Source organism: Streptomyces sp. H39-C1 (assembly GCF_027158125.1).
Lineage (GTDB): Bacteria > Actinomycetota > Actinomycetes > Streptomycetales > Streptomycetaceae > Actinacidiphila > Actinacidiphila fildesensis.
Genome location: NZ_JAPVLS010000052.1, coordinates 22,746 through 48,541, shown reverse-complemented (window position 1 = coordinate 48,541; position 25,796 = coordinate 22,746). Strand labels below are relative to the sequence as shown.

Here is a 25,796-nt window from a genome sequence, read left to right as displayed (position 1 = left end):
CACCAGGAGGAATCTGATGAGTACGGCCACCGCTACGGCGGCCCCCGCGAAGAAGCGGGGCTCCGGTCTCTTTTCCGGTCTGCAGAAGGTCGGTCGCAGCCTCCAGCTGCCGATCGCCGTTCTGCCGGCCGCGGGCATCCTGCTCCGCCTCGGCCAGGACGATGTCTTCGGCGACAAGGGCCTCGGCTGGCACAAGGTCGCGGCGGTCTTCGCGACCGCCGGCGGCGCGGTCTTCGACAACCTGCCGATGCTGTTCTGTATCGGTGTGGCGATCGGCTTCGCCAAGAAGGCCGACGGCTCGACCGCGCTCGCCGCGCTGGTCGGCTTCCTGGTCTACAGCAACGTCCTGAAGGCGTTCCCGGTCACCGACGCCGTCATCAAGGCGGGCAAGGACGACCCGGCGGTCTACAACAACCCCGGCGTCCTCGGCGGCATCATCATGGGTCTGCTCGCCGCGGTCCTGTGGCAGCGCTACCACCGCAAGCAGCTGGTCGACTGGCTCGGCTTCTTCAACGGCCGCCGCCTGGTGCCGATCATCATGGCCTTCGTCGGCACGCTCGTCGGTGTCGTATTCGGCCTCGGCTGGGAGCCGGTCGGCAAGGTCATCAGCAACTTCGGTGAGTGGATGACCGGTCTGGGCGCCGTGGGCGCCGGTCTGTTCGGCCTCATCAACCGCGCGCTGATCCCGGTCGGCATGCACCAGTTCGTGAACTCGGTCTCCTGGTTCCAGCTCGGTGACTTCAAGAACTCCGCGGGCGAGGTCGTGCACGGCGACCTGACCCGGTTCTTCGCCGGTGACCCCACCGCTGGACAGTTCATGTCGGGCTTCTTCCCGATCATGATGTTCGGCCTGCCGGCCGCCGCCATCGCCATCGCGCACTGCGCCCGCCCCGAGCGCCGCAAGGCCGTCATGGGCATGATGATCTCGCTCGCGCTGACCTCGTTCGTCACCGGCATCACCGAGCCGATCGAGTTCTCGTTCATGTTCATCGCCCCGGTGCTCTACGTGATCCACGCGCTGCTGACCGCCGTCTCGATGGCCGTCACCTGGGCGCTGGGCGTGCACGCCGGCTTCACCTTCTCGGCCGGCTTCATCGACTACTTCCTGAACTGGAACCTCGCCACCAAGCCGTGGCTGATCATCCCGATCGGGCTCTGCTTCGCGGTGATCTACTACGTGGTCTTCCGCTTCGCGATCACCAAGTTCAACCTCATCACCCCGGGCCGCGAGCCCGAGGAGGAGATCGAGGACCTCACCAAGGCGTGAGCCGGGTGAACCCCGCTCGTTGAGAACGGCGCGAGGCCCCCGGAACCGTACGGTTCCGGGGGCCTCGCGCATGCAAAGATGCATGCAACCGGTGTAGCCTGGAGTCATGGTCGCTCTCCAGATTCGTGACGTCCCCGACGAACTGCGCAACAAACTCGCCGCCATAGCGCAGGAACGCGGGCAGTCGCTGCAGAACTACCTGCTCGACGTCGTCAATGACGAAGTCAGGCGCCGGGACAACGTGGCCGAGCTGCAGCGTTTCTCCAGGCACTCCTACGGGACCCGGCTCACCCGGGACGACGTCCTCGGCACGCTGGGCGCCGAACGGACTGAGCGTGACACGACCATGGGCCTGCCCGGTGGCACCGGATGATCGTTGTCGATGCCTCGGTCTTCGCCTTCTCCCTGCTCGACGAGGGGCCGACGGGCGACCGCTGCCGAGCGGCACTCGCCGCCGACGACCGGTGGATCGCCCCTGAACACTGGATGGTCGAGGTGCTCTCGGTGGTGAGGGGCAACCTGCTGGGAGGGAAGATCAGCGCGCGACACGCGGCCGACGCTGTTGACGCGCTGGCCCGGATCGATCCGGTCGTGCCACTCACCAGGGTGTTACTGCCCCGGATGTGGGAACTCCGGGGCAACGTCACCGCCTATGACGCGGCGTATGTGGCGGCCGCCGAGGCGTACCGGTGCACCCTGGTGACCACGGATGGCCGCCTGGCGCGCGCTTCCGGCCTGCGCTGCACCGTCGACGTCATCGACTGACGCGGCTCAGATCTCGTACACCGCGCCCGACGTGGCGAGTTCCACCGGGCCGTCGAAGACGGCGCGGGCGTCGGTGAGGTTGCGGGCGGGGTCGGTCCACGGCGGGATGTGGGTGAGGACGAGGCGCCCGGCGCCGGCGCGGTCGGCGTGTTCGCCGGCCTGGCGACCGTTGAGGTGCAGCTCGGGGATGTCTTCCTTGCCGTGGGTGAAGGAGGCTTCGCACAGGAAGAGGTCGGTGCCGTCGGCGAGGCCGAGCAGCGCGTCGCAGGGGCCGGTGTCACCGGAGTACGTCAGGGTCCGGCCGTCGTGTTCGATGCGGAAGCCGAACGCTTCGACGGGGTGGCTGACCCGGTCGGTGGTGATGGTGAAGGGGCCGAGCGTGAAGCTGCCGGGTTCCAGGGTGCGGAAGTCGAAGACCTCGCTCATGCACTTCTCGTCGGGCATGTCGCCGTAGGCGGTGGAGAGCCGGCGCTCGGTGCCTTCGGGGCCGTAGACGGGGATGGCGTCGGCGGGGCCGCCGTCGTGGCGGTAGTAACGGGCCACGAAGTAGCCGCACATGTCGATGCAGTGATCGGCGTGCAGATGGCTGAGCAGGACCGCGTCCAGGTCGTAGAGGCCGCAGTGGCGCTGCAGTTCGCCCAGGGCTCCGTTGCCCATGTCGAGCAGCAGCCGGAAACCGTCGGCCTCGACGAGGTAGCTCGAGCAGGCCGATTCCGCGGACGGGAACGAACCCGAGCAGCCGACGACGGTGAGCTTCATGCCGTGAAACCTCCGTGGGCGCGCCACAGATCGCCCCCATACCGGTTGGAGTGGGGGGTTAGGCGGGTGCGGTCCGCCATGTGTTGACGAGAGTAAGGCGCGGGGCGGGCCGACGCGCCTCCTCCGTGCCCTGTTGTGGGCGGAATCACCAGTACGAGGGGCGGCCGGTACGGTCGGTTCCGATTGAGGATCTTCTTCGACAGATTTTCGACTGTGGGAGCCCATATGGACATGACCTGGTGGTTGGTGGCGGTCGCGGCCGTGGTCGTACTGGCTGTTTTCTCGGTGTGGACGCGGTCGGCGGCGCGGCGGCGGCCCGGTGGTCCGGTGCGGCCGCCGCGCGCGGCGGATCGTCCGGGGCCCGGGCGTGGCGGGCGGCGGGCGCCGGCCGCGGGGGAGATCTGGTGGGCGGACGTGCCGTTCGAGGACGGGTCGGGGGCGAAGGACCGGCCGTGTCTGGTGCTGTCCGTGAAGGGGGGCACGGTGCGCGTCGCGAAGATCACCAGCAAGTACCACGAGGAGCTGCCGGGGGTGATCGCCCTGCCGCCGGGAACCGTGGGCGACGCGCAGGGCCGTACGAGTTATCTGGAGACCGACGAGCTGCGGGAGGTGCGCTCCGCGGCGTTCCGCCGCCGGGCGGGTGTGCTGGACGCGGCGCTGTGGCAGCAGGTGCGGCGGATGGTGCGCTGACCGCGGCCGGCCGCCCGGGTGGGCCGGCCGGCGCCGCGTGGGTGCGCGGGGGTGGTCAGGCCCAGAGCTGGCCGTGCAGCTGTTGGACCGCGGCTTCGGTGCTGGGGGCGGTGTAGATGCCGGTGGAGAGGTACTTCCAGCCGCCGTCGGCGACGACGAAGACGATGTCGGCACGCTCCCCCGCCTTGTGGGCCTTGGCGGCGACGCCGAGTGCGGCGTGCAGGGCAGCGCCGGTGGAGACGCCGGCGAAGATGCCCTCCTGCTGGAGGAGCTCGCGGGTGCGGCGGACGGCGTCCTCGGATCCGACGGAGAAGCGGGTGGTGAGGACGGACTCGTCGTAGAGCTCGGGGACGAAGCCCTCGTCGAGGTTGCGCAGTCCGTAGACGATGTCGTCGTAGCGGGGCTCGGCGGCGACGATGGCGACTCCGGGGACCTTCTCGCGCAGGTAGCGGCCGACGCCCATCAGGGTGCCGGTGGTGCCCAGGCCGGCGACGAAGTGGGTGATGGTGGGGAGGTCCGTGAGGATCTCCGGGCCGGTGGTCGCGTAGTGGGCGCCCGCGTTGGCGGGGTTGCCGTACTGGTAGAGCATCACCCAGTCGGGGTGTTCGGCGGAGATCTCCTTGGCCATCCGGACGGCGGTGTTGGAGCCGCCCGCGGCCGGTGAGGAGATGATCTCGGCGCCCCACATCGCGAGCAGTTCGCGCCGCTCCGACGAGGTGTTCTCGGGCATGACGCAGACGATGCGGTAGCCCTTGAGGCGCGCGGCCATGGCCAGCGAGATGCCGGTGTTGCCCGAGGTGGGTTCGAGGATGGTGCAGCCGGGGGTGAGCCGGCCGTCCGCCTCGGCCTGCTCGATCATGTGGAGCGCGGGGCGGTCCTTGATCGAGCCGGTGGGGTTGCGGTCCTCCAGTTTGGCCCAGACGCTGACGGCGTCGGACGGGGACAGGCGCGGGAGGCGGACGAGCGGGGTGTTGCCCACCGCCGCCAGCGGGCTGTCGTAGCGCATCAGACAGCGTTCGTTTCGGTCGCCGCGGAGCCGGAGCCGCCGGCGACGGCCGGCAGGATCGTGACGCTGTCACCGTCGGTGAGCTTGGTGCTGATGCCGTCGAGGAAGCGGACGTCCTCGTCGTTGAGGTAGACGTTGACGAATCGGCGCAGGCCGCCGTCGACGACGATGCGCTCGCGGATTCCGGTGTGCCGGCTCTCGAGGTCCGAGAAGAGTTCGTCGAGCGTGCTGCCCGCACCGTCGACGGCCTTGGCGCCGTCGGTGTAGGTGCGGAGGATGGTCGGAATGCGGACCTCGATGGCCATGGGTGGGCTCCGTTACATGCGGGCGTCAGACGGGGGGACGTGCGGGCGTGCTGTGCGGCGTGCCGGGGGTGGCGGCAGTGCTCAGGCGCGCGGACAGGCGGCGCTGGCGACACGGCAGAGGTCGACGTGCAGCCGCGCGACGAGCAGCATGCCCGGCGGGTTGTTCTTCACGTCGTGGGGAACCATGGGCTCATCGTATCGATTCCCGGGCGCGGTCCGAGACAGGCGTCCCACGATTCGGACCTCAGGCGCCGGAGGCCACTACCCGCACGTCTTCTTCGGTCACGACCCCGTCCACAATGCGGAACGAGCGGAACTGGAACTCCTCCGCGGTCGAGACCAGGACGTAGTGCGCGCCAGGCTCGTTCGCGTAGGTGATGTCGGTACGGGACGGGTACGCCTCGGTGGCGGTGTGCGAGTGGTAGACGATCACCGGCTCCTCGTCGCGGTCGTCCAGGTCGCGGTAGAGCTTGAGCAGGTCGGTGGAGTCGAACTCGTAGAACGTGGGTGAGCGGGCCGCGTTCAGCATGGGGATGAAGCGCTCGGGGCGGCCGCTGCCCTCAGGTCCCGCGACGATGCCGCACGCCTCGTCGGGGTGGTCGGCGCGGGCGTGGGCGACGATCGCGTCGTGGATCTCCTGCGTGATGGTGAGCATTGGGAAAAAGTAACAGCGCGCGAAGCGCCCACTGCAAGGGTGGGGGTGGGCGACGGGCGGGAAAAGTAACAGCGCGCGAAGCGTACGAAGGCCCGCCCCAGGGGTGCGGGGGCGGGCCTTCGCGGCAGGTGGTGGCTTCGGCGCGCGGTGGTTCAGCTCGCGGCGTCGGCCAGTGCGGGTTCCGGGGCGACGTGCGGCTTGGGGGCGAACGCCTCCGGGTTCTTCCGCTTGAGCCAGGCGTACCCGATGCCGAGGATCGCGAACCACACGGGAGCGCTGTAGAGCGAAATCCGGGCGTCCTTGTCGATGCCGATCAGGACCATCACGCCGGCCAGGAAGATCAGCGCGATCCAGCTGGTGTACGGGGCGCCCGGCGCCTTGAACCAGGCTTCGGCGGCGCGGCCGGCCTTGACCGCCGCGCGGTAGCGCAGATGGGAGATGAGGATCATCGCCCAGGTCCAGACGCCGGCGACGGTGGCGAAGGCGGTGATGTAGGTGAAGGCGCCGTCCGGGTCGACGTAGTTGATCCAGACGCCGATGCCCATCAGGGCGACGGAGACGAGGATGCCGGTGGCCGGGGTCTGGCGTGAGTTGAGCTTGGCGAAGGCCCTGGGGCCCTGCCCGTTGACGGCCAGGTCGCGCAGCATGCGGCCGGTGGAGTACATGCCGGAGTTGCAGGACGACAGGGCGGCGGTGAGGACCACGAAGTTCACGATGGCCGCGCCGAACGGGATGCCGATCTTGGCGAAGGCGGCCACGAACGGGCTGACGCCCGGCTGGAACTCGGTCCAGGAGACGACGCCGAGGATCACGATGAGCGCGCCGACGTAGAAGACGCCGATCCGCCAGGGCAGCGTGTTGATGGCCTTGGGGAGCGTCTCGCGGGGGTTCTCGGCCTCACCGGCGGTGACGCCGACGAGTTCGACGGCGAGGTAGGCGAACATCACGATCTGCAGCGTCATGAGGGACTTGCCGACGCCGTTGGGGAAGACCCCGCCGTCACCCCACAGATGGCTGAGCGAGGCGGTGTCGCCGGCGGCGGAGAACCCGATGGTCAGAACGCCGATCCCGATGAGGATCATGCCGATGATCGCGGTGACCTTGATCATCGAGAACCAGAACTCGACCTCGCCGAAGACCTTCACCGAGATGAGGTTCACTCCGAAGAGCACCAGCAGGAAGATCAGGGCGGAGATCCACTGGGGGATGTCCTTCCACCAGTAGGTGATGTACACCGAGGCGGCGGTGACCTCGGCCATGCCGGTCACCACCCACATCAGCCAGTACGTCCAGCCGGTGACGAACCCCCAGAACGGGCCCAGGAACTCGCGGGCGTAGTCGGCGAAGGAGCCGGACACGGGGCGGTAGGTGAGCAGTTCGCCCAGGGCCCGCATGATGAAGAAGATGATGACGCCGGCGATGGCGTACATCATGATCAGGCTCGGTCCGGCCTGATGGATGGCCTTGCCGGCGCCCAGGAAGAGGCCGGTGCCGATGGCACCGCCGATGGCGATCATCTGGATCTGCCGGCTGCCGAGCCCTCGCTGGTAGCCCTCTTCGCTGACGGGCGCGGCGGCCGCGTCGTCGTGGTGCCCGGTGTGTTCCGTCGGCATGGTGGTGGTGCGCCTTTCTCCATATCCCCCCGGACAGTGGAGTTGCGAGCCGGCGATCGGCCGGCTCAGCGCCTGGCGGAACAGGGATGGCGTCCCGGCCAGTGGTCGGAATTAGTACCACGGGCTGAGACGCCGTCGGAAAAGGGGAATGTGACGCGGGCCACGGGAAAAACACCCCGAAGGTGAAGTGAAGCCGCATACCGGATGATCGCGGTGACATGATCGTTATCCGGATTTGAGCGTCCGCTGAGCGAATGCCGGACGTCACAGCGTCTCGATCAGCGTCTCCTGCAGACCGCCGAGCCACAGGTACGCCATCACCATCGGCTTGAGCGGATCGTCGTCCGGCAGCCGGTAGAGCTCGGTGTCCTCGTCGGTGACCTCCAGCCGGGTGCCGATGGTCAGCCGCAGGTCGTTGAGGGCGCCGAGCCAGCGGCGGGCGTCCTCGGGCGTGAGCAGCAGCTCAGGGGCGCCGGCGTCGAGCGCGCGGACCACGGCCAGCGCGTCCTCGCGCTTGCGGGTGCGCAGGTCGTTCTCGGTGAAGCGGCGGAACTCCGAGGACTGGGCGGTGTCCTCGTAGGCGTCGGGGAAGAGCCGGGCCAGCGCCGGGTCGGCCGGGGGCTTCGTCGGCCCGTCGGGCGGGAACAGCGCGGCCAGCGGGTCGTCGGAGACCGGCTCCTCCCCCGGGCCGATCATCTCCAGGAGCTGCACGGCGAGGCTGCGCAGGATGGAGATCTCGACGGTGTCGAGGGTGATGACGGCGCCGCCGCCCGGGGCGGGTTCGAAGTAGCCGGCCATCAGCGGTCCTGCTGCAGGGTCGCCCACAGGCCGTAGCCGTGCATCGCCTGCACGTCGCGCTCCATCTCTTCGCGGGTGCCGCTGGAGACGGCGGCGCGGCCCTTGTGGTGGACGTCCTTCATGAGTTTGACGGCCTTGTCCTTGGAGTACCCGAAGTAGGCCTGGAAGACGTACGTCACGTAGCTCATGAGATTGACGGGGTCGTTGTGCACCAGGGTCACCCAGGGGACGTCCGGGTCGGGTACTTCGAAGGTGGCCTCGGTCGACTCGGGCCGTGCGATCTCTGCGGGAGCGACAGAACAGCGCGCGGAGCGCGTCCTTGGAAGGGCGGGGGCGGGAGACGGGTGGGCACTCATCACTCCTCCAATGCTGCCGCTATGGCGGCGCTTCGCACAAATGGACGCGGAAGCGCAGAGAAATCGTCACTCTGACGAGTAGTCGGGGTACTATCCCGTTCCATGAGCGCTGCAGATCTGGGGCTGCCGGTGGCCGTACCGTCCACCGCGCTGTTCACCGACCGGTACGAGTTGACGATGTTGCAGGCCGCGCTGCGCAGCGGGGCGGCGCACCGGCACTCGGTGTTCGAGGTCTTCACCCGCCGGCTGCCGGAGGGCCGCCGGTACGGTGTCGTCTGCGGCACCGGCCGGGTGCTGGACGCGGTGGAGAACTTCCGCTTCGACGCCGATGTGCTGGACTTCCTCGCCCGCGAGAACGTGGTGGACGGGCCGACGTTGGAGTGGCTGGCCAAGTACCGCTTCACCGGCGACATCTGGGGTTACCCCGAGGGTGAGGTGTACTTCCCCGGCTCGCCGATCCTGCGGGTGGAGGGCAGTTTCGCCGAGGCGGTGATCCTGGAGACGGTGATCCTGTCGATCCTCAACCACGACTCCGCCATCGCGGCGGCCGCGTCCCGGATGGCGGTCGCGGCCGGCGGTCGTCCGCTGATGGAGATGGGCGCCCGGCGGGCGCACGAACTGGCGGCGGTCGCCGCCTCGCGGGCCGCGTACGTCGGCGGCTTCCTGTCCTCCTCGAACCTGGCGGCCGGCTTCCGCTACGGGCTGCCGACGATCGGCACGGCCGCGCACGCCTTCACGCTGCTGCACGACACCGAGCGGGACGCCTTCGTCGCCCAGGTCGAATCGCTCGGCCGGGGCACGACGCTGCTGGTGGACACCTACGACCTGATGTCGGCGGTCCGTACCGCCGTGGAGGTCGCCGGGCCCGAGCTGGGCGCCGTCCGCATCGACTCCGGCGACCTGCTGCTCCTCGCCCACCGGGTGCGGCAGCAGCTGGACGACCTCGGCGCCAAGGACACCCGGATCGTGGTGACCTCCGACCTCGACGAGTACGCCATCGCCTCGCTGGCGGCGGCGCCGGTGGACGCGTACGGGGTCGGCACCTCGCTGGTGACCGGCAGCGGCCACCCGACCTGCTCCATGGTCTACAAGCTGGTCTCCCGGGCCTCGTCGAACGAGCCGGACGCGCCGATGGTGGCCGTCGCCAAGAAGTCGATGGGCGCCAAGAGCAGCGTCGGCGGCCGTAAGTGGGCGGCCCGGCGGCTGGACGACGACGGGGTCGCGGAGGCGGAGGTGGTCGGCACCGGGCCCGTGCCGCCGGAGCTCGAGGACCGGCAGCTGCTGGTTCCGCTGGTCCGCGGCGGGGAGATCACCGGCCGTGAGCCGCTGGAGGCGGCCCGCACCCGGCACATCGAGGCGCGCGCGGGGCTGCCGCTGTCCGCTTCGCAGCTCTCCCGCGGCGAGCCGGTGCTCCCCACGGAGCAGGTGTGACGCGGCGGCCGCCGGGGTCGGCGGGGCCGGGACTGTCGCGGATCGCGGCGCGAGTCCCTACGCTCGACGCGTGCCGCCTGTCCCCGCACGGCGGTCAGCCGACCGAAGAGGACCGCGAATGCACCGCGCACTGATCGTCGTGGACGTCCAGAACGATTTCTGCGAGGGCGGCAGCCTCGCGGTCGCCGGCGGCTCGGACGTGGCCGCCGCGATCACCGATCTCGTCGGGCAGGCCACTGCCTGCTACCGCCATGTGGTGGCCACCCGTGACCACCACGTCGACCCGGGGGACCACTTCTCGGACCGGCCGGACTTCGTGACGTCCTGGCCCGTGCACTGTGTGGCGGGCACCGAGGGCGTCGGGTTCCATCCGAACTTCGCGCCGGCGGTCGCCTCCGGCGCCGTGGACGCGGTCTTCGACAAGGGCGCGTACTCGGCCGCCTACAGCGGCTTCGAGGGCCTGGACGAGAACGGCATGGGGCTCACCGAGTGGCTGCGGGAGCGGGCCGTCACCGAGGTGGACGTGGTCGGGATCGCCACCGACCACTGCGTGCGCGCCACGGCCCTGGACGCGGCCCGGGAGGGCTTCGTCACGCAGGTGCTGCTGGACCTGACGGCGGGTGTCGCCCCGGCGACCACGGAGAGCGCGCTGGCCGAGCTGCTGGCCGCGGGCGTCCTGCTGACGGGCAAGCCGGCGGTCGGGGCCTGAGGGCGGTGCAGAGGGGCCCGGACGGCTCTGAGCGGCCCTGAGCGGGTCGGGAGGCCGGAGAAGCCGGGACCGCCCGCCCGCTCAGCCCGCGCGGCGGTGGGTGGCCCGGAAGGGCTGCCAGAGCTCTTCCGAGCCGGACGCGGAGTGCCGCCAGACGAGGCCGTCCGGGTGGTGCAGGACGGCGGTGACCTCGTCGGGCGTCGGCGGTTCGGTGTTGCCGCTGAGCCGGGCCGCCCGGAAGCCGAGATTCCGGAGCCGGGTGAGCGCCCGCTGGCGGTTCTGGGCGTGCACGATGACGCGGACGCTGTCCTCCGCGCCGCCCGGGTGGGGCAGCTTGAGAGCGACGACGACGTTGCCGTTGGGAAGCTTGGTGAATCCACCGACTGCCATGCCCACATAATCCGGTGATCGGCCCCCGCCCACCAGAGGGCGTGGGCCGAACACTGGATCAACGCAGGTCAGCGACCCGCAGGGCTGACCGCGACGATCGTGTTCTGTCCGTTCGGGGAGTCGAACAGGATCGAAATGCGGGTATTCGTGTTCGGCACCTGGACACTCGCGTACGGGTTGGTGTCGTACCAGTACGTGCCGTGACGGTCGTCGAAGACCGGGACGCCCGGCTTGGACTTGATCGTCGTGGCGACACCGTTCTTGTGCGCGGTGAGGGCGTCGGTCGGGTACCAGCCGAAGGTGGAGTCCGCGGACTGGATCTTGTTGCGGAACAGCGCGCCGTCGGACCAGGCGTCGGGCTTGGCGTGGGCGTCGATCGGCAGGATCTGGCCGTGGCCGGGGTGCTCGCCGACGTTGTTGTCCAGCTGCGAGGTGTCCCAGAGCCAGATCAGCAGGCCGTTCTGGTACGCGTAGTGCTCGACCTTCTTCGGGGCGGCGGCGCCGAACCCGAAGTTGTAAGGACCGGTCTTCAGGACCTTGTCGTAGCTGACGTACTCGCGGTTCTCCGCGATGTAGTACTGCGGGTACGACTTGGTGAAGGACGCCTCGGAGCGGCTGAAGCCGTTCGCGGTCCAGCCGTTGTCGTCACCCTCGGCACCGTCGGTGAAGACGGCGGCGCCGTCGGCGGTGATCGTCAGGTTGTCGGCCGCGAAGCCCTTCTGCGCGACGCCACCGTCGGTGCGGTAGCGGAAGCGCAGCTCGATCTGCTGGCCGGCGAAGGCGTCGAGCGGGTAGTTCATGTCCTTGTAGCCACCCGTGGTGCCGGTCATGGCCGGACGGCCGCTGCCGTTGCGGGTGATGGGCTGGCCGTCGATGGTGCCGTCGATCGGGGCCCAGTTGACGCCGCCGTTGGTGGACACCTCGGTGTAGAGGTAGTCGTAGCCGTCCTCGGCGTCGTACCAGCCCTTGAAGGACAGGGCCGCGGACGTCTTGCCGGTGAGGTCGACGTGGCGGGTCAGGGTGTTGCGCAGGTCGTTGCCGGCGCCGCTCCACCACTGCTTGGTGCCCGCGAAGGGCGTGGTGATCGCCGTGGTGACGCTCTTCGACGGCAGCGTCACGACCAGACCCTGCGGGTCCTTGGTGTTGTACTCGGCGACGCCGAGCTTGTGCGTCGAGAGCTTGGCGGCCTTGGCGGTGTCGTACTTCAGCCAGCCGAGCTGCATCTTGTCCCAGGCGTCCATGTCACCGGGCAGCGAGCCGATGTCGGTGGTGCCGTTGGAGAGCCAGGAGCCGGACGACATCAGCGACCAGAAGGCGGTGCCGTTCTCGCCGATGTACGTGGTGTCGTACAGGTCGGGCAGGCCGAGGTCGTGGCCGTACTCGTGGGCGTAGACGCCCAGGCCGCCGTTCTCCGGCTGCATCGTGTAGTCGCCGACCCAGATGCCGGTGTCGCCGATCGGGGTGCCGCCGAGCTGGTTGCCGGCCGGGCCGGTGAAGCCCTCGTCACCCTGGTAGGCGTAACCGCGGTGGGCCCACAGCGCGTCGGTGCCCTGGACGCCGCCGCCCGCGGACTCGTCCTCGCCCGCGTGCACGATCTGGAAGTGGTCGATGTAACCGTCGGGCTCGTTGAAGTTGCCGTCGTGGTCGAAGTCGTAACGGTCCCACTGGTCGTACTGGGCGAGGTCCGTCTTGATCTGCGCGGCGGTGCGGCCCTTGGCCTTCTGGTCCGCGGCCCACTGCGCGGTGCCGTCGCGGACCAGGTCCTCGACGGTGGCGCAGTTGGTGGCGCCGCACTTGTTGTTGCCGTAACGGGCCTCGTTGTAGTCGACCTTGACCCAGTCGGAGACCTCGCCGTTGACCGAGTAGCGGCCGGAGGACTGCTTCTCGTAGTACTTCGCCACCGACTCCTTCTTGGGGTCGTGGGAGAAGTAGAGGTCCTGGAAGGACTGCGCGTTGTAGTCCTTCCGCCAGGCGGTGCTGTTGTCCGTGGAACGGTCGGGTTCCGCTATCTGGTTGTGCAGCGGTCCGACGGTGCCGCCGTACTGCGGGTCGACCTTGTCGCCGAACTCGGCGAGGATCACGAAGATCTTGTCGGTCTTCTCGCGGCTCAGCTCGACGTACTTGCCCGCGCTGAGTTTGGCGACCTTGGAGCGGCCACTGTCCTGGACCGTGAGGTCCCCCGCGATCACCTTCTGCAGGGCGTCCTGCCGGCGTACCGCCTGCTCGCGCCCGAGCGGGCCGAGACGGTCGTCGTCGACCTTGGCCTTGGTGCCGGCCGGCGCCTTGCCGGTCGGCGCCTGCATCGGATCGTGGCTCGCCTGCGCCTCGTTGCCCGCCGCGGGAGCGGCTGCGGCCAAGGTCGCGGGCATCGCCATCGCACCGAGTGCGATGAGCGCCACCGCGAGGGTGGCGGGTCTGATGTTGCTGCGAAGATTCTTCAAGATGTCTTGACCTCCCCTTGGGAGATGCCATTGCATCCAAGTGCCGGAAGAAAAGACAGGTCTTGACTTGCTCATGGCAGACCAGTACGTTGACCGGCTTTTTAGGTCCGGATAACGGACATCAACCCAGGTGGACCGTCTGCCAGTTGAGACGGGTGGACCGGGTCGAGATTCCGTGCGCCCCCCTGTGCTCCCCCACCGTGGGTTAGGTCACGCTTACCAACCGTTCCCATGGGGCATGCCGATCCGTAGAGTCAGTTGCCGGCGCCCACGCATGAAGATGTCCACCGCCCCTTCCGACACTGCGACTTAACCGACGTATTCGAGGACGGATCCCGCCATGCCGCGTCCTACCCCCGCGCAACTCGCATACGGTTCCGCGACCGTTGTCCTGTCCACTCTTGCGATGCTGCTGCTGTCCGAGGCTCATTCCGGACCCAGCGTCGTCATCATCGCGGCGGCCGGGCTGCTGCTCGGCGTGCTGGTCGCGGTGACGACCACGATCCCGCTGACCGCCCGCGCCAAGGCCCGCGGCCGTACGACCTTCCGTACCGCGCCCGCGACGGTCCCCCGCCCACGGGTGCACAGTTCCGGCCAGTCCCGCGTCAGCGAGCACTCGCTGCGGCGTTGAGCGGCGGGCGGCGGCCCCGGAGCGGTTGCTCCGGGGCCGCCGTCGTGTGCTGACGGCGGGACCGGTACGACGACGGGGCCGGCCGGGTCCGCCGGGGCGGACCGTCACGCGGTGACGACGACGGTTTTCGCCGCCTTGTCGTGCAGACCCTGGCGGTACGGCTTGTCGAGCAGCAGCAGGATCCCGATGAGCACGATCCACAGGCACGGGCAGCAGAACAGTGTCGGCAGCCAGAACACACAGGCGCGGATCAGCGCGGCCGACGACGTGGGGACGGTGCCGTTGTCCAGCATGGCGATGCGCACGCCCAGCCACTTCTTGCCCAGGGTCTGGCCGGTCGCCCTGGTCATCCACCACTCGTAGCCGATGTAGAGGACCGCGGCCACACAGGACCCCAGCAGCGACCGGCCGTAGTTGATGTCGTCCGTGTCGGTCTGGAAGGTGCCGAAGGCCCAGTCGAGCAGGCCGACCGGGATGGAGATGAGGATGAAGTCGATGATCCTCGCGAGCAGCCGCTTGCCGACGTCGCCGAGCGGCGGCATGCCGGCCAGTGGGTCGGGCGTGCCACCGCCGTAGGGGTCGCCGCCGTAGGGGTCGCCGCCGTAGGGGTCGCCGCCGTAGGGGTCGCCGCCGTAGGGCGGCGGTGCGCCGCCGCCGGGCGGGGGACCACCGGGCGGCGGATTGCCGTACGGGTTGCCGCTGTACGGGTCGTTGCCGCCCCCGTCCTGCGGCGGCGGGTAGGAAGGCGGCTGCTGACCGTAGGGCGAGCCGCCGGGCGTACCGGGGCCACTGTCCTGGGGGGGCTTGGCGAAAGGATCGTCAGGAGATCCGGGCGACGGCTGGTCGGTACTCATGAACCGAGTGAAACCCGTAGGAAGCGGACGCGCCTTCCGGCAAGATCCGTTCGGGGTACCCCGAACGGACCGTCAGCGCCGCCCGCTACTGCCGGGCGACGAACGTACGGGCCGCCTTGTCGTGCCAGCACTGCCGCCAGGGGCGGTCGACCATGCACCACACCAGGCCGACGACGCCGACGACGAGCGCGTCGAGGACGGTGTGCGTCAGCCAGCGGCGCAGCGAGGGTCCGAAGCCGGGGGCGAGCTGCGACTCGATGTCGACCACCCGCAGCCCGAACAGCTTCTTGCCCAGCGTCCGGCCCCACTTGGCGGTGGGCAGCACCTCGTACAGCAGCCCGGCGACGAGGGCGACGCCGAGCACGATGGCCAGCTGGACGCCGGTGGTGCCGTCGATCAGCCAGACCGTGACGGTCTCACCGGTCTGCCGCGCCTCGTCCACCTTGTCCTTGAGGTGGCGGTAGGCGGCCGTGCCGAGCGGTACCGCCGCCACACCGGTGACCGCGAGGACGACGATCGTGTCGAGCAGCCGGGCGGCGAGGCGCCGGCCGAGCCCGGCCGGGCGGCCCTGCTCCTGCACCATCGACGCGAACGGGTCGTTCACCGGCGGCCGCCACGGCACCACACCCGCCGGCTCACCCTGCTGGCCCGGCACGGCGACGACGCCGCCGGCCGTGCCACCGCCCGTCCCGGCACCGGGACCCGCGCCGGGACCCGCCCCGCCGGGGCCCTGCCGGGCGAGTTCGTGCACCTGCTGCGCCCAGGGCGCGGGCGCGGCCTGGGCGGGGGGCGCGGACCCGGCGCGCCGCCCGTCCGTGCCCTCGCCCGCGGCGGGCTGCGACTGCTGCGGGGTCTGCGGCTGTTGCGACTGTCGCGGCATGTGCGGCTGCGGCTGCGGATGCGGATGCGGATGTTCCGGTGTCTGCGGCTGCGGCTGCGGCTGCCGCGGCGGGGTGCCCCACGGGGTCCCGGCGGCGGGGGTACCGGTGGCCGGAGTGCCGGTCGCAGGAGTGCCGGCCGACGCGCCGCGCGTGGCGGGCAGGTTGGCGTCCGGGGCAGCCCGCTCGGGACGCGGTTGCGGCTCCGCGGCGCCCCAGGTGGTGCGGGGCGGCTCGACGGCCGGCGTCGCCGACCAGACGGGGGCGGCGGCCGCGCCACGCCCGTCGGACGCCGCCGGTTCCGCGGTCCGCACCGGGTCCTCGTCGAAGAACATGACGCCCGACTCCTCGACGGCGGGCATGCCCGTACCGCCGCCGGAGGCCGGCGCGGGGGCCGGCGGGCCGGGCGTTCCCCGGCCGCCGGCGTCCTGCCCCGGCGGCGGGGCGAGCTCCTCGCCGGGCCGCGGTGCGGGACGGCTGGTGCCCGGCACCCAGGCGGCTCCGTTCCAGTACCGGATGTAGCCCGGGATCGACGGATCCGGGTAGTACCCCGGAACGGGGGAACCGGAGGAACCGGAGGAGCCAGTGGAGGGTGAGCTCATGGTTCGTGAGGTCCGTATCTATTCGGCCAGGGGAGTGCAATGACCACATCTACCAGACAGGCGGACCCGCCGGGTCCGCGGTACCGCACACCACACACCCTTACCGGGTGGGAGGGACCCGCGCGGGGCCTTCCGTAATTTTCACCGCGATTCGGAGAAGTCGCGTAATGGTTGGGGTTGTATGCGCTCTCTCCTGGTGCGGGCCCCGCGCAGCACCCGCTGCGCAACACCGCAAGGGGCCGCCCGCCAAGGAAAGGACGACGACCTGATGCAGACCGTGGTGGAACGCGAACTGGAACTGAACCTGGTGCTGTCGCCGGAGCGCAGCATTCCGGTACCGGCCCGGCTGGCCTATCGCACAGATGATCCCTTTGCTGTGCACATCACCTTCCATGTGGGCTCGGACGCCCCGGTGAACTGGACGTTCGCCCGCGAACTGCTGGTGGAAGGGGTGTTCCGGCCGTGCGGGCACGGGGACGTGCGCATCTGGCCGACGAAGGTCAACGGGCGCAGCGTGATCTGTATGGCGCTGAGCTCCCCGGACGGCAACGCGCTGCTGGAGGCGCCGTCCTCGCCGGTGGCGTCCTGGCTGGAGCGCACCCTGCGCGCCGTGCCGCCGGGGACCGAGCACGAGCAGCTCGGCATGGACGACGGGCTGAACGAGCTGCTGGCCCCGACGACCCGGGACGAGTTGTGGCTGCGCGATCCATGGACGGTGACGGACGAGTCGCCCGAGGGGTGAGGGCGCGGGGGAACGCGGGGGTTCAGAAGAGCTTGCCCGGGTTGAGCAGGCCGAGCGGGTCGAAGACCTGTCGTACGCCGCGCTGCAACTCCACGCCCACCGGGCCGAGTTCCCGGGCCAGCCAGTCCTTCTTCAGCAGGCCGACACCGTGCTCGCCGGTGATCGTCCCGCCGAGGGCCAGGCCCAGCGCCATGATCTCGTCGAAGGACTCACGGGCGCGCGCCGATTCGTCCTCGTCCGCTCCGTCGAAGCAGACGATGGGGTGGGTGTTGCCGTCGCCCGCGTGCGCGCACAGGCCGATGGTCAGCTCGTACTTCTGTGCGATGGCGGCGACGCCCTCGATCATCGGTGCGAGCTTGGTGCGCGGCACGCACACGTCGTCGATCATCGTCGCCGTGCCGACCCGTTCCAGGGCGACGAGGGCCATCCGGCGGGCCTGCAGCAGCAGCTCGGACTCGGCGGCGTCCTCCGCCGGGACGACCTGCGTGGCGCCGGCGGCCGTGCAGAGCTCACCGACCGCCGCGAGGTCCGCGGCGGGGTCGGGAGTGTCGAACGCGGCCAGCAGCAGCGCTTCGGTGGTCTCCGGCAGCCCCATGTGGGCCAGGTCGTTGACCGCCCGGATGGTGGTGGTGTCCATCAGTTCCAGCAGCGAGGGGGCGTGGCCGCGGGCCATGATCTCGCAGACCGCGGCGCACGCTGCCGCCGCGGACGGGAATTCCGCCGCGAGGACGAGCTGCCGCGGCGGGGCGGGCCGCAGCGCGAGCACCGCCCGCACGACGATGCCCAGCGTGCCCTCGGCGCCGACGAAGAGCCGGGTCAGGTCGTAGCCCGCGACGCCCTTGGCGGTGCGGCGGCCGGTGTTCAGCAGACGGCCGTCGGCGAGCACGACCTCCAGTCCCAGCACGTACTCGGCGGTGACGCCGTACTTCACACAGCACAGCCCGCCGGCTCCGGTGCCGATGTTGCCGCCGATGGTGCACTGCTCCCAGCTCGACGGATCGGGCGGGTAGTACAGGCCCTGCTCGGCGACCGCGCGCGACAGCACGGCGTTGACGACACCGGGTTCCACGACGGCGACCCGGTCGACCGGGTCGATCTCCAGGATCCGGTCCATCTTGACCAGCGACAGCACGATGCAGCCGTCCGACGCGTTCGCCGCACCCGACAGACCGGTGCGCGCGCCCTGCGGGACCACAGGCACCCGCAGCGCGGTCGCGGTGCGCATCACGTGCTGCACCTGCTCGACGGTGCGGGGCAGCACCACCACCGCCGGAGTGCCCGCCTCGGAGAAGCTCGCCATGTCATGGGCGTACGAGGCGGTGACGTCCCGGTCCGTGAGGACCGCCTCCGCCGGCAGTCCCTCGTGCAGTCGTTCGATCAGTTCGCGCATGGTTCCAGACTGGCACCCGGGCCGTGGCCGGGGAAGCTCTGCCGCCCCGGCACGGCCCGTCGGCGTACCCGTATCGCTCAGAGGTTGCCGCGCAGCTCCTGCTCGCGCTCGATCGCCTCGAAGAGGGCCTTGAAGTTGCCCTTGCCGAAGCCCATGGAGCCGTGCCGCTCGATCATCTCGAAGAAGACGGTCGGCCGGTCCTGGACCGGCTTGGTGAAGATCTGCAGCAGGTAGCCGTCCTCGTCGCGGTCGACCAGGATCTTCAGCTCACGGAGGGTCTCGACGGGGACGCGGGTCTCGCCGGCCCACTCGCCGAGGGTGTCGTAGTACGAGTCCGGGGTGTTGAGGAACTCGACGCCGGCGGCGCGCATGGCCCGCACGGTCGCGACGATGTCGTTGGTGGCGAGGGCGATGTGCTGGACGCCGGGGCCGCCGTAGAACTCCAGGTACTCGTCGATCTGGGACTTCTTCTTGGCGATGGCCGGCTCGTTGAGCGGGAACTTCACCTTGCGGGTGCCGTCGGCGACGACCTTGGACATGAGCGCGGAGTACTCGGTGGCGATGTCGTCGCCCACGAACTCCTTCATGTTGGTGAAGCCCATGACGCGGTTGTAGAACGCCACCCACTCGTTCATCTTGCCGAGCTCGACGTTGCCGACGCAGTGGTCGATCGCCTGGAAGCGGCGGGTACCCGGCTCGACGATCGGGTCGGCGGCTGCGTAGCCCGGCAGGTACGGGCCGGTGTAGCCGGAGCGGTCGACGAGGGTGTGGCGGGTCTGGCCGTACGTGGCGATCGCGGCGAGGACGACGGTGCCGTGCTCGTCCGTCAGCTCGTGCGGCTCCTCCAGCCCTGTGGCGCCGTGCTCGACTGCGTAGGCGTAGGCGGCGCGGGCGTCCGGTACCTCGATGGCGAGGTCGATGACGCCGTCGCCGTGCTCGGCGACATGCGCCTCGAGGAACTTGCCGCGCTCGCTGGCGGTCCTGACGACCGAGGTGAAGACGAAGCGGGCGCCGCCGGACTCCAGCACGTACGACGCGGTCTCGCGGCTGCCGTTCTCCGGGCCGGAGTAGGCGACGCGCTTCATCCCGAAGGCGGTCGAGTAGTAGTGCGCGGCCTGCTTGGCGTTGCCCACGGCGAAGACGACGGCGTCCATGCCCTTCACCGGGAACAGGTCCTTCTGCTGGGCTTCGGCGGTCTGCTGCGTCTCAGTCGTCTCAGTCATGTCAAAAGCGTCGCCCTGCGGACCAGAGTGCGCAATAGTTGCCGATTTCACTGGACAATGAGCACAGTGAAGCGCCGGAATCACGGGTCAATCTGTGCAGTCTGACCATCGGAGGCGGTAGTCATGGGGATCGATGTGCTGGACGGGCAGCTGATCAAGCTGCTCGCCGATGAGCCGAGAATCGGGATGCTGGAGGCGTCCAGGCGGCTGGGTGTGGCCCGCGGGACGGCGCAGGCCCGGCTGGACCGGCTGCGGGCCAATGGGGTGATCCGGGGGTTCGGGCCGCAGGTGGATCCGGCCGCGCTCGGCTATCCGGTGACGGCTTTCGCGACGCTGGAGATCAAGCAGGGCCAAGGCGTGGACGTCCGCGCCCACTTGGCGGGCGTGCCCGAGGTGCTGGAGCTGCACACCACGACCGGCCAGGGCGACATGCTCTGCCGGCTGGTGGCCCGTTCGAACGCGGATCTTCAACGGGTGATCGACCGGGTTGTGGGCTTTGATGGCATCATGCGGGCCTCCACGGCGATCGTCATGGAAAATCCGGTGCCACTCCGGATCATCCCGCTGGTCGAACAGGCAGCGGAGGACCGCCCGTGACGTGACCGCCCGTGAGGTGACGGGACGGGCGGAACCCCGCGGTACGAGCAGGAGGGAGCCGGACGGTGAGTTTCTGGAGCTACCTCGGCAACCGGCACCAGCAGTTGCTGACCGACGCCTTCCAGCACGCCAGCGCCGTCTTCCAGTGCATGGTGCTGGCCACCGTCATCGGCGTCGTGCTCGGCGTCCTGACGTACCGCAGCGAGTGGGCGGGCAATCTGGCCGTCACCGCGACCTCGACCATCCTCACCATCCCGTCGCTGGCACTGATCGGTCTGCTGATCCCGGTGCTGGGCCTCGGCGTCCCGCCGACCGTCACCGCGCTGACGCTGTACGGGCTGCTGCCGATCGTGCGCAACGCCATCGTCGGGCTGCGCGGCGTCGACCCCACACTGGTGGACGCGGCAAAGGGCATCGGGATGTCGCGCTTCGCCCGGCTGGCCAAGGTGGAACTGCCGCTGGCCTGGCCGCCGATCCTGACCGGCATCCGCGTCTCCACGCAGATGCTGATGGGCATCGCGGCGATCGCCGCGTACGCGTCCGGCCCCGGGCTCGGCAACGAGATCTTCCGCGGTATCGCGTCACTGGGCAGTGCCAACGCCCTCAACCAGGTGCTCGCCGGCACGCTCGGCATCGTCGTCCTGGCGCTGCTCTTCGACGCCGCGTACATCGTCGTGGGCCGCATGACCATCCCGAGGGGGATCCGTGTCTGAACCGTCCGATCGGTCACCGGCGTCCGGCGCCTCGGTGGCTGGTGCCACCATCCAGCTGGAGAACCTGACCAAGCGCTATCCCGGCAGCGCCGAACCGGCGGTGGACAGCGTCAGCATGGAGATCAAGGCGGGCGAGACCGTCGTGTTCGTCGGCCCGTCCGGCTGCGGCAAGTCGACCACCCTGAAGATGATCAACCGGCTGATCGAGCCGACCTCGGGGCGGATCCGGATCGGCGACGAGGACGTCACCGACATGGACCCGGTCAAACTGCGCCGCAAGATCGGCTACGCGATCCAGTCCTCCGGGCTCTTCCCGCACATGACGGTCGCCGAGAACGTGGCGCTGGTCCCCAAGATGGTGGGCTGGTCGAAGTCCCGGGTGAAGGACCGCGTCGAGGAGATGCTCGACCTGGTGGGGCTGGACCCGCGCGAGTTCCACGGCCGCTACCCGCGCCAGCTGTCCGGCGGGCAGCAGCAGCGGGTCGGGGTCGCGCGCGCCCTGGCGGCCGATCCGCCGGTGCTGCTGATGGACGAGCCGTTCGGCGCCGTCGACCCGATCACCCGCGACCATCTGCAGGACGAACTGATCCGGCTGCAGCACGAACTGCACAAGACGATCGTCTTCGTCACCCATGACTTCGACGAGGCCATCAAGCTCGGCGACCGCATCGCGGTGCTGCGCGAGCACTCGCACATCGCCCAGTTCGACACCCCCGAGGCGATCCTCACCAACCCGACGGACGACTTCGTCTCCGGCTTCGTCGGCGCGGGCGCGGCCCTCAAGCGGCTGAACCTCACCCGGGTGCGGGACGTGGGAATCGCGGAGTTCCCCACCGTGACGGTCGACGACCCGCTGCAGGCCATCTTCGACCGGCTGCGTGACGCCACCACCAACGAACTGCTGCTGCTGGACAAGCGCGGCCGCCCGTACAAGTGGCTGCGGCGCGGCGACCTGATGCGCGCCAAGGGGTCCCTGGCGCGGGCCGGCACCCTCGTGCACGACACGGTGACGCGGGACGCGACGCTGCGCGACGCGCTGGAGGCGGTGCTCACCGACAGCGGCGGCCGGGTCGCGGTGACCGGCCGGCGCGGCGAGTTCATCGGCGTCGTGGACATGGAGACGCTGATGAACTCCGTCCACGAGATGCTGGAGGCCGACCGGCTCACCGCCATCGAGCACCGGCACGAGCTGGAGGAGCTGCGCAGGCAGCAGACGCGGCTGGAGCAGGAGGGTGCGGAGGCCGCTCCCCCGGAGGGACCGAAGAGGGCGGACGCATGAGCGCGCGCCGCCCCGAACGCCCGCCGGGCGAGCACGAGGTGCGCGGGCGGGCCTTCCGTGACGACCCGGAGGCGGCCGAGGACGACGGGGTGGCCGGGGCCGTCGGGACGGGCACCGGTCCGCTGCCGCACGAGGCGCCCGAGCGCCGGCTGCGCTGGCCCAAGCTGGTGATCACCCCGCTGGTGCTGGGCGCCGCGCTGGGCGCCACCTATCTGTGGATCAGCAACGCCGACCTCGACTCGATCGCGCACAACGCGCTGGCCGGCGACACCGTCCAGCTGCGGTTCTGGCAGAGCGTCAAGCTCACCGCGTACTCCACGTTCTGGGTGCTGATCATCGCCATCCCGGTCGGCATCGCGCTGACCCGGCGGCAGTTGCGCAAGGCCACCCCGTTCGTCACCGCGCTGGCCAACATCGGCCAGGCGACCCCGGCGATCGGTCTGCTGGCGCTGCTCGTCATCTGGCTGGGCATCGGTCCGCGCACCGCGATCATCGGCATGGTGGCCTACGCCGTGCTGCCGGTGCTGTCCAACACCATGGCCGGTCTGCGGAGCATCGACCCGACGCTCGTCGAGTCGGCGCGCGGCATCGGGATGTCGGCGGTCGGCGTCCTGTCCAAGGTGGAACTGCCGCTCGCCGTACCGCTGATCCTGGCCGGAGTGCGCACCGCGCTGGTCCTCAACGTCGGCACGTCCACGCTGGCCACCTTCGGCGGTGGTGGCGGCCTCGGCGACCTGATCACCACCGGCATCCAGACCCAGCGGATGCCGGTGCTGGTGCTCGGCTCCATCCTGACGGTGCTGCTGGCGCTGGCCGTGGACTGGATCGCCTCGGTCGCCGAACAGCTGATGCGGCCGCGCGGCCTGGAGGTGGGGTCATGAGGTACGGACGCACCCTGGCGACGGCGGGCTGCGGGCTGCTCGTCGCGACGGCCGCGCTCAGCGGTTGCGGCCTCAAGAGCGGCAGCCCCCTGGTGGACGACGTGGTCCCGGGTTCCATCGGCCAGGGACTGCCCCTCAAGGGCGCCTCGCTCATCGTCACCTCGAAGAACTTCAGCGAGCAGATCATCCTCGGCTCGATGATCGGCCTGGCCTTCAAGGCTGCGGGCGCCGAGGTGCTGGACCGCACCAACATCCAGGGGTCGATCGGTGCCCGCGAGGCCATCAAGTCCGGTGAGGCGGACGCGATGTACGAGTACACCGGCACCGCCTGGATCACCTATCTCGGCCACGACAAGCCGATCACCGACCCGCTGGCGCAGTGGCGGGCGGTGCGCGACGAGGACGTCAGGAACGGCGTCACCTGGCTGCCGCCGTCCTCCCTCGACAACACGTACACGCTCGCCATCAACCAGGCGAACAACGCCAAGTACCACCTCAAGACGCTCTCCGACGTTGCCGCCCTCTCGAACTCCGACCCCTCGGCGGTGACCGTGTGCGTGGAGAACGAGTTCGCCTCGCGGGACGACGGGCTGCTCGGCATGGAGAAGGCGTACGGGATGCACATCCCGGCCTCCAACATCCAGAAGATGGACGCCGGCATCGTCTACACCCAGGTGGCCAAGGGCACCTGCCTGCTCGGTGAGGCCTTCACCACCGACGGGCGGATCAAGGCCATGGACCTGGACACGATGGCGGACAACAAGCACTTCTTCCCGAACTACAACGCGGCGCCCGAGCTCAACAGCAAGACCTTCCACAAGTACCCGGCCGTCGCCGGACTGCTGGACCCCATCAGCAAGCGGCTGACGACACAGATCGCCCAGCAGCTGAACGCGCTGGTGGACGTGGACGGCCAGGACCCGCACGACGTCGCCAAGGACTGGATGATCCAGGAGGGCTTCATCAAGAAGGGCTGAGCGGCCCGACCCACGGATCCGTGGGTCAGCAGGAGGTCAGCAGCTGGGGACCCTGCCGCCGGTGTTGATCGCGGCCAGGGCCGCCAGGGCGCCTTCCAGGTCGGTGACCGGCACCAGCCGGAGCCCGGCGGGCAGTTCGGCGGCGGCGTCGGAGCACTCGCCCTTGGGGACCAGGAAGACGGTGGCGCCGTCGCGCTTGGCGGCCCGCTCCTTCAGCGGTACGCCGCCGACCGCGCCGACCTTGCCGTCGGCGGTGATGGTGCCGGTACCGGCGACGGTGCGGCCACCGGTCAGGTCACCACCGCGGCCGTTCCCGTCGATCTTGTCGATGATGCCGAGGCTGAACATCAGCCCGGCGCTCGGTCCGCCGACGTCCGCGAGGTGCAGCTCGACCTTGACCTTCGCGGGGGACAGCCCGAGGTGCCTGAGCGCCGCCCCGGTCGCCGCGTCCTGCGAGTCGGTCATCTCCTGTGCGTTGTGCTGCTCGATCTCCTGGACCGAGCCGCCGCCGGGATAGACCGCGCCGCGCGGCATCGCCGCCTGGTCGGTCGCGAACCAGGCCCTGAGCACATCGGGGAGGTGGACCGACGCGTCCGGCTGGGTCGCGGCGATCGTGGTCATCCGCAGCTGCCCGCTGGTGGTCCGGGTCGGAGTGCCGGTGACGGTGATCACCTGACGGCCCTTGTCCGCGCCGAGCACGTCCGCCGTCATCCCGGGCACCACGATCGACACCGGGAGCGGGGCGAGCGCCGCGACGGCCAGCAGCGCTGCCACCAGCATCGCGCAAAGGGCAAGGACTCGGGCACGGCGGGAGACTGCGGGCATGCAGAGAATGTAGTCCACCGCCGTGACGGGCGGGGCACCCCGGCCGGGTGCCCCGTCCGCCACGCGGCGGACCGTGGCCTAGCGCAGCGCGTCGGCGACCTCCGTGGCCGCCTCCACCACCCTGGGGCCGACCCGCTCGGGCACCGCCTCGGCGAGCATCACCACGCCCACGCTGCCCTCTATACCGGTCACCCCGATGAGCGGGGCGGCGGCGCCGCTGGCGCCGGCCTCCAGTTCGCCGTGGGTGAGGACGTAGCGGACCGGCTCGGTCCGCCCCTCCCCCGGCTCGGCGCCGTTCTGTTCCTGCCCGGGTGCGTGCGGCAGGACGCCGCGGCCGGCCAGGATGGCCCGGCCCGCCGCGCCCCGGTCCAGCGGATGCCGGAAACCGGTGCGGTAGGCGACGTGGTAGTCGGTCCAGGTCGGTTCGACCACCGCCACGGCCAGCGCCTCGCTGCCGTCGACGAGGGTCAGGTGCGCGGTGGCACCGATGTCCTCGGCGAGTGACCTCAGGGCCGGCAGTGCCGCCTCCCGCAGCAGCGGATGCACCTGGTGGGCGAGCCCCAGCACGCCGAGCCCGACGCGGGCCCGCCCGCCGAGGTCACGCCGTACCAGTGCGTGCTGCTCCAGGGTGGCCAGCAGGCGGTAGACGACGGTGCGGTTGACCCCCAGCTTGGTGGCGAGCTCGGTAACGGTGAGCCCGTGGTCGGTGTCGGCCAATAGCTTGAGGACCCGCAGTCCTCTGTCGAGCGTCTGAGATGTCTCCGCGGTCACGACGCCCCCTCCTCATATGAGTGGCGGCTCATCTCACGGCGGGACGCACTGCCGGTCCCGCGGCAGCGCGCGGAGAGGCCGCCGGTCGCGGTGGTACCGGCTGCGCTCCGCGGCTGCTCTGCCACGGCGCGTGCGTGACGGGCACGGTAGCGACCGAGTACCGCTGAGCGGAAGGGGTCGTCCACAATGCGGTCACACCGAGGAAAACTCCTGACCCGCTCTTTAAGCTCACGGGCCTATGACGAAGG

At 70.2% G+C, this 25,796-nt stretch carries 29 protein-coding genes; 13 read left to right on the top strand and 16 right to left on the bottom strand.

What is annotated here, in order from left to right; translation table 11 throughout:
* Nucleotides 1-16: 16 nt before the first annotated feature.
* The 3 genes from O3W51_RS29580 to O3W51_RS29570 all read left to right on the top strand — a co-directional run bounded on the left by O3W51_RS29580 (nucleotide 17) and on the right by O3W51_RS29570 (nucleotide 2,032).
* A complete protein-coding gene (locus O3W51_RS29580; RefSeq protein WP_138356605.1) occupies nucleotides 17-1,267 on the top strand; it encodes a PTS transporter subunit EIIC in 1,251 nt (416 codons plus the stop codon).
* 106 nt (nucleotides 1,268-1,373) lie between these two features.
* Complete coding sequence (locus tag O3W51_RS29575; protein ID WP_138356604.1) at nucleotides 1,374-1,640, top strand: hypothetical protein; 267 nt, start codon at nucleotides 1,374-1,376, stop codon at nucleotides 1,638-1,640.
* Nucleotides 1,637-2,032 (top strand): type II toxin-antitoxin system VapC family toxin, encoded by a 396-nt coding sequence (locus O3W51_RS29570; protein WP_138356603.1) that lies wholly within the window; start codon nucleotides 1,637-1,639, stop codon nucleotides 2,030-2,032. Before O3W51_RS29575 ends, O3W51_RS29570 begins: the two co-directional genes overlap by 4 nt.
* Before the next feature lie 6 nt (nucleotides 2,033-2,038).
* Here the strand turns inward: O3W51_RS29570 and O3W51_RS29565 are convergent, their stop codons facing one another.
* On the bottom strand, nucleotides 2,039-2,791 hold the full coding sequence (locus O3W51_RS29565) for an MBL fold metallo-hydrolase (RefSeq protein WP_138356602.1): 753 nt from the start codon (nucleotides 2,789-2,791) through the stop codon (nucleotides 2,039-2,041).
* A gap of 225 nt (nucleotides 2,792-3,016) precedes the next feature.
* Between O3W51_RS29565 and O3W51_RS29560 the strand changes: the two genes are divergently transcribed.
* Complete coding sequence (locus O3W51_RS29560; RefSeq protein WP_164295466.1) at nucleotides 3,017-3,481, top strand: type II toxin-antitoxin system PemK/MazF family toxin; 465 nt, start codon at nucleotides 3,017-3,019, stop codon at nucleotides 3,479-3,481.
* Between the two features lie 55 nt (nucleotides 3,482-3,536).
* Here the strand turns inward: O3W51_RS29560 and O3W51_RS29555 are convergent, their stop codons facing one another.
* From O3W51_RS29555 to clpS, 7 genes are all read right to left on the bottom strand, one after another.
* A complete protein-coding gene (locus tag O3W51_RS29555) occupies nucleotides 3,537-4,487 on the bottom strand; it encodes a PLP-dependent cysteine synthase family protein (RefSeq protein ID WP_198357313.1) in 951 nt (316 codons plus the stop codon).
* Nucleotides 4,487-4,792: a MoaD/ThiS family protein gene (locus tag O3W51_RS29550; RefSeq protein WP_138356599.1), complete on the bottom strand. Its 306-nt coding sequence runs from the start codon at nucleotides 4,790-4,792 to the stop codon at nucleotides 4,487-4,489. Before O3W51_RS29550 ends, O3W51_RS29555 begins: the two co-directional genes overlap by 1 nt.
* Nucleotides 4,793-4,873: 81 nt before the next feature.
* Complete coding sequence (locus tag O3W51_RS48540) at nucleotides 4,874-4,978, bottom strand: putative leader peptide (protein WP_331284098.1); 105 nt, start codon at nucleotides 4,976-4,978, stop codon at nucleotides 4,874-4,876.
* 58 nt (nucleotides 4,979-5,036) lie between these two features.
* Nucleotides 5,037-5,447: a Mov34/MPN/PAD-1 family protein gene (locus O3W51_RS29545; protein WP_138356598.1), complete on the bottom strand. Its 411-nt coding sequence runs from the start codon at nucleotides 5,445-5,447 to the stop codon at nucleotides 5,037-5,039.
* Nucleotides 5,448-5,599: 152 nt separating this feature from the next.
* A complete protein-coding gene (locus O3W51_RS29540) occupies nucleotides 5,600-7,060 on the bottom strand; it encodes an amino acid permease (protein ID WP_138356597.1) in 1,461 nt (486 codons plus the stop codon).
* A gap of 264 nt (nucleotides 7,061-7,324) precedes the next feature.
* A complete protein-coding gene (locus O3W51_RS29535) occupies nucleotides 7,325-7,858 on the bottom strand; it encodes a DUF2017 domain-containing protein (protein WP_198358589.1) in 534 nt (177 codons plus the stop codon).
* Nucleotides 7,858-8,214, bottom strand: coding sequence for an ATP-dependent Clp protease adapter ClpS (gene clpS, locus O3W51_RS29530; protein ID WP_138356595.1), 357 nt, complete (start codon nucleotides 8,212-8,214; stop codon nucleotides 7,858-7,860). The genes O3W51_RS29535 and clpS overlap by 1 nt, the downstream gene beginning before the upstream one ends.
* Nucleotides 8,215-8,316: 102 nt before the next feature.
* On the opposite strand from clpS, the gene O3W51_RS29525 reads away from it, so the two are divergent.
* Nucleotides 8,317-9,645: a nicotinate phosphoribosyltransferase gene (locus tag O3W51_RS29525; RefSeq protein WP_138356594.1), complete on the top strand. Its 1,329-nt coding sequence runs from the start codon at nucleotides 8,317-8,319 to the stop codon at nucleotides 9,643-9,645.
* 118 nt (nucleotides 9,646-9,763) lie between these two features.
* A complete protein-coding gene (locus O3W51_RS29520; RefSeq protein WP_198358587.1) occupies nucleotides 9,764-10,354 on the top strand; it encodes an isochorismatase family protein in 591 nt (196 codons plus the stop codon).
* 81 nt (nucleotides 10,355-10,435) lie between these two features.
* Here O3W51_RS29520 and O3W51_RS29515 read toward each other — a convergent pair whose 3' ends face one another.
* Nucleotides 10,436-10,744 carry a hypothetical protein gene (locus O3W51_RS29515; protein WP_138356592.1) on the bottom strand — a complete coding sequence of 103 codons (309 nt, stop codon included), beginning with the start codon at nucleotides 10,742-10,744 and terminating at the stop codon, nucleotides 10,436-10,438.
* 68 nt (nucleotides 10,745-10,812) lie between these two features.
* Nucleotides 10,813-13,185: an immune inhibitor A domain-containing protein gene (locus O3W51_RS29510; protein WP_381585167.1), complete on the bottom strand. Its 2,373-nt coding sequence runs from the start codon at nucleotides 13,183-13,185 to the stop codon at nucleotides 10,813-10,815.
* Between the two features lie 340 nt (nucleotides 13,186-13,525).
* Between O3W51_RS29510 and O3W51_RS29505 the strand changes: the two genes are divergently transcribed.
* Nucleotides 13,526-13,816 (top strand): hypothetical protein, encoded by a 291-nt coding sequence (locus O3W51_RS29505; protein ID WP_138356591.1) that lies wholly within the window; start codon nucleotides 13,526-13,528, stop codon nucleotides 13,814-13,816.
* Nucleotides 13,817-13,920: 104 nt separating this feature from the next.
* Here O3W51_RS29505 and O3W51_RS29500 read toward each other — a convergent pair whose 3' ends face one another.
* Both O3W51_RS29500 and O3W51_RS29495 read right to left on the bottom strand, forming a co-directional pair.
* Entirely contained in the window at nucleotides 13,921-14,670 is a 750-nt protein-coding gene (locus O3W51_RS29500; RefSeq protein ID WP_269287749.1) for an RDD family protein, read from the bottom strand.
* Between the two features lie 85 nt (nucleotides 14,671-14,755).
* A complete protein-coding gene (locus O3W51_RS29495) occupies nucleotides 14,756-16,150 on the bottom strand; it encodes an RDD family protein (protein ID WP_269287748.1) in 1,395 nt (464 codons plus the stop codon).
* Nucleotides 16,151-16,418: 268 nt separating this feature from the next.
* Here O3W51_RS29495 and O3W51_RS29490 point away from each other — a divergent pair, with 268 nt between their 5' ends.
* Entirely contained in the window at nucleotides 16,419-16,892 is a 474-nt protein-coding gene (locus O3W51_RS29490) for an SsgA family sporulation/cell division regulator (RefSeq protein ID WP_187145292.1), read from the top strand.
* Between the two features lie 22 nt (nucleotides 16,893-16,914).
* Here the strand turns inward: O3W51_RS29490 and O3W51_RS29485 are convergent, their stop codons facing one another.
* Both O3W51_RS29485 and hppD read right to left on the bottom strand, forming a co-directional pair.
* Complete coding sequence (locus O3W51_RS29485) at nucleotides 16,915-18,282, bottom strand: FAD-binding oxidoreductase (RefSeq protein WP_138356588.1); 1,368 nt, start codon at nucleotides 18,280-18,282, stop codon at nucleotides 16,915-16,917.
* A gap of 77 nt (nucleotides 18,283-18,359) precedes the next feature.
* The gene (gene hppD, locus O3W51_RS29480; protein WP_138356587.1) at nucleotides 18,360-19,505 is read right to left on the bottom strand and encodes a 4-hydroxyphenylpyruvate dioxygenase; all 1,146 of its coding nucleotides are present in this window, start codon (nucleotides 19,503-19,505) and stop codon (nucleotides 18,360-18,362) included.
* A gap of 123 nt (nucleotides 19,506-19,628) precedes the next feature.
* Between hppD and O3W51_RS29475 the strand changes: the two genes are divergently transcribed.
* The 5 genes from O3W51_RS29475 to O3W51_RS29455 all read left to right on the top strand — a co-directional run bounded on the left by O3W51_RS29475 (nucleotide 19,629) and on the right by O3W51_RS29455 (nucleotide 23,952).
* On the top strand, nucleotides 19,629-20,102 hold the full coding sequence (locus O3W51_RS29475; protein ID WP_138356586.1) for an Lrp/AsnC family transcriptional regulator: 474 nt from the start codon (nucleotides 19,629-19,631) through the stop codon (nucleotides 20,100-20,102).
* Between the two features lie 65 nt (nucleotides 20,103-20,167).
* On the top strand, nucleotides 20,168-20,815 hold the full coding sequence (locus O3W51_RS29470) for an ABC transporter permease (protein WP_138356585.1): 648 nt from the start codon (nucleotides 20,168-20,170) through the stop codon (nucleotides 20,813-20,815).
* Nucleotides 20,808-22,094 carry a betaine/proline/choline family ABC transporter ATP-binding protein gene (locus O3W51_RS29465; RefSeq protein WP_164299252.1) on the top strand — a complete coding sequence of 429 codons (1,287 nt, stop codon included), beginning with the start codon at nucleotides 20,808-20,810 and terminating at the stop codon, nucleotides 22,092-22,094. Before O3W51_RS29470 ends, O3W51_RS29465 begins: the two co-directional genes overlap by 8 nt.
* A complete protein-coding gene (locus O3W51_RS29460) occupies nucleotides 22,091-22,975 on the top strand; it encodes an ABC transporter permease (protein WP_138356583.1) in 885 nt (294 codons plus the stop codon). The genes O3W51_RS29465 and O3W51_RS29460 overlap by 4 nt, the downstream gene beginning before the upstream one ends.
* Nucleotides 22,972-23,952, top strand: a complete 981-nt coding sequence (locus O3W51_RS29455; RefSeq protein WP_269287747.1) for a glycine betaine ABC transporter substrate-binding protein — start codon at nucleotides 22,972-22,974, stop codon at nucleotides 23,950-23,952. Before O3W51_RS29460 ends, O3W51_RS29455 begins: the two co-directional genes overlap by 4 nt.
* Before the next feature lie 36 nt (nucleotides 23,953-23,988).
* Here the strand turns inward: O3W51_RS29455 and O3W51_RS29450 are convergent, their stop codons facing one another.
* Nucleotides 23,989-24,777, bottom strand: a complete 789-nt coding sequence (locus O3W51_RS29450; RefSeq protein WP_138356581.1) for a S16 family serine protease — start codon at nucleotides 24,775-24,777, stop codon at nucleotides 23,989-23,991.
* A 78-nt stretch (nucleotides 24,778-24,855) separates the two neighbouring features.
* Nucleotides 24,856-25,548 carry an IclR family transcriptional regulator gene (locus tag O3W51_RS29445; protein ID WP_138356580.1) on the bottom strand — a complete coding sequence of 231 codons (693 nt, stop codon included), beginning with the start codon at nucleotides 25,546-25,548 and terminating at the stop codon, nucleotides 24,856-24,858.
* Nucleotides 25,549-25,796 lie beyond the last annotated feature (248 nt).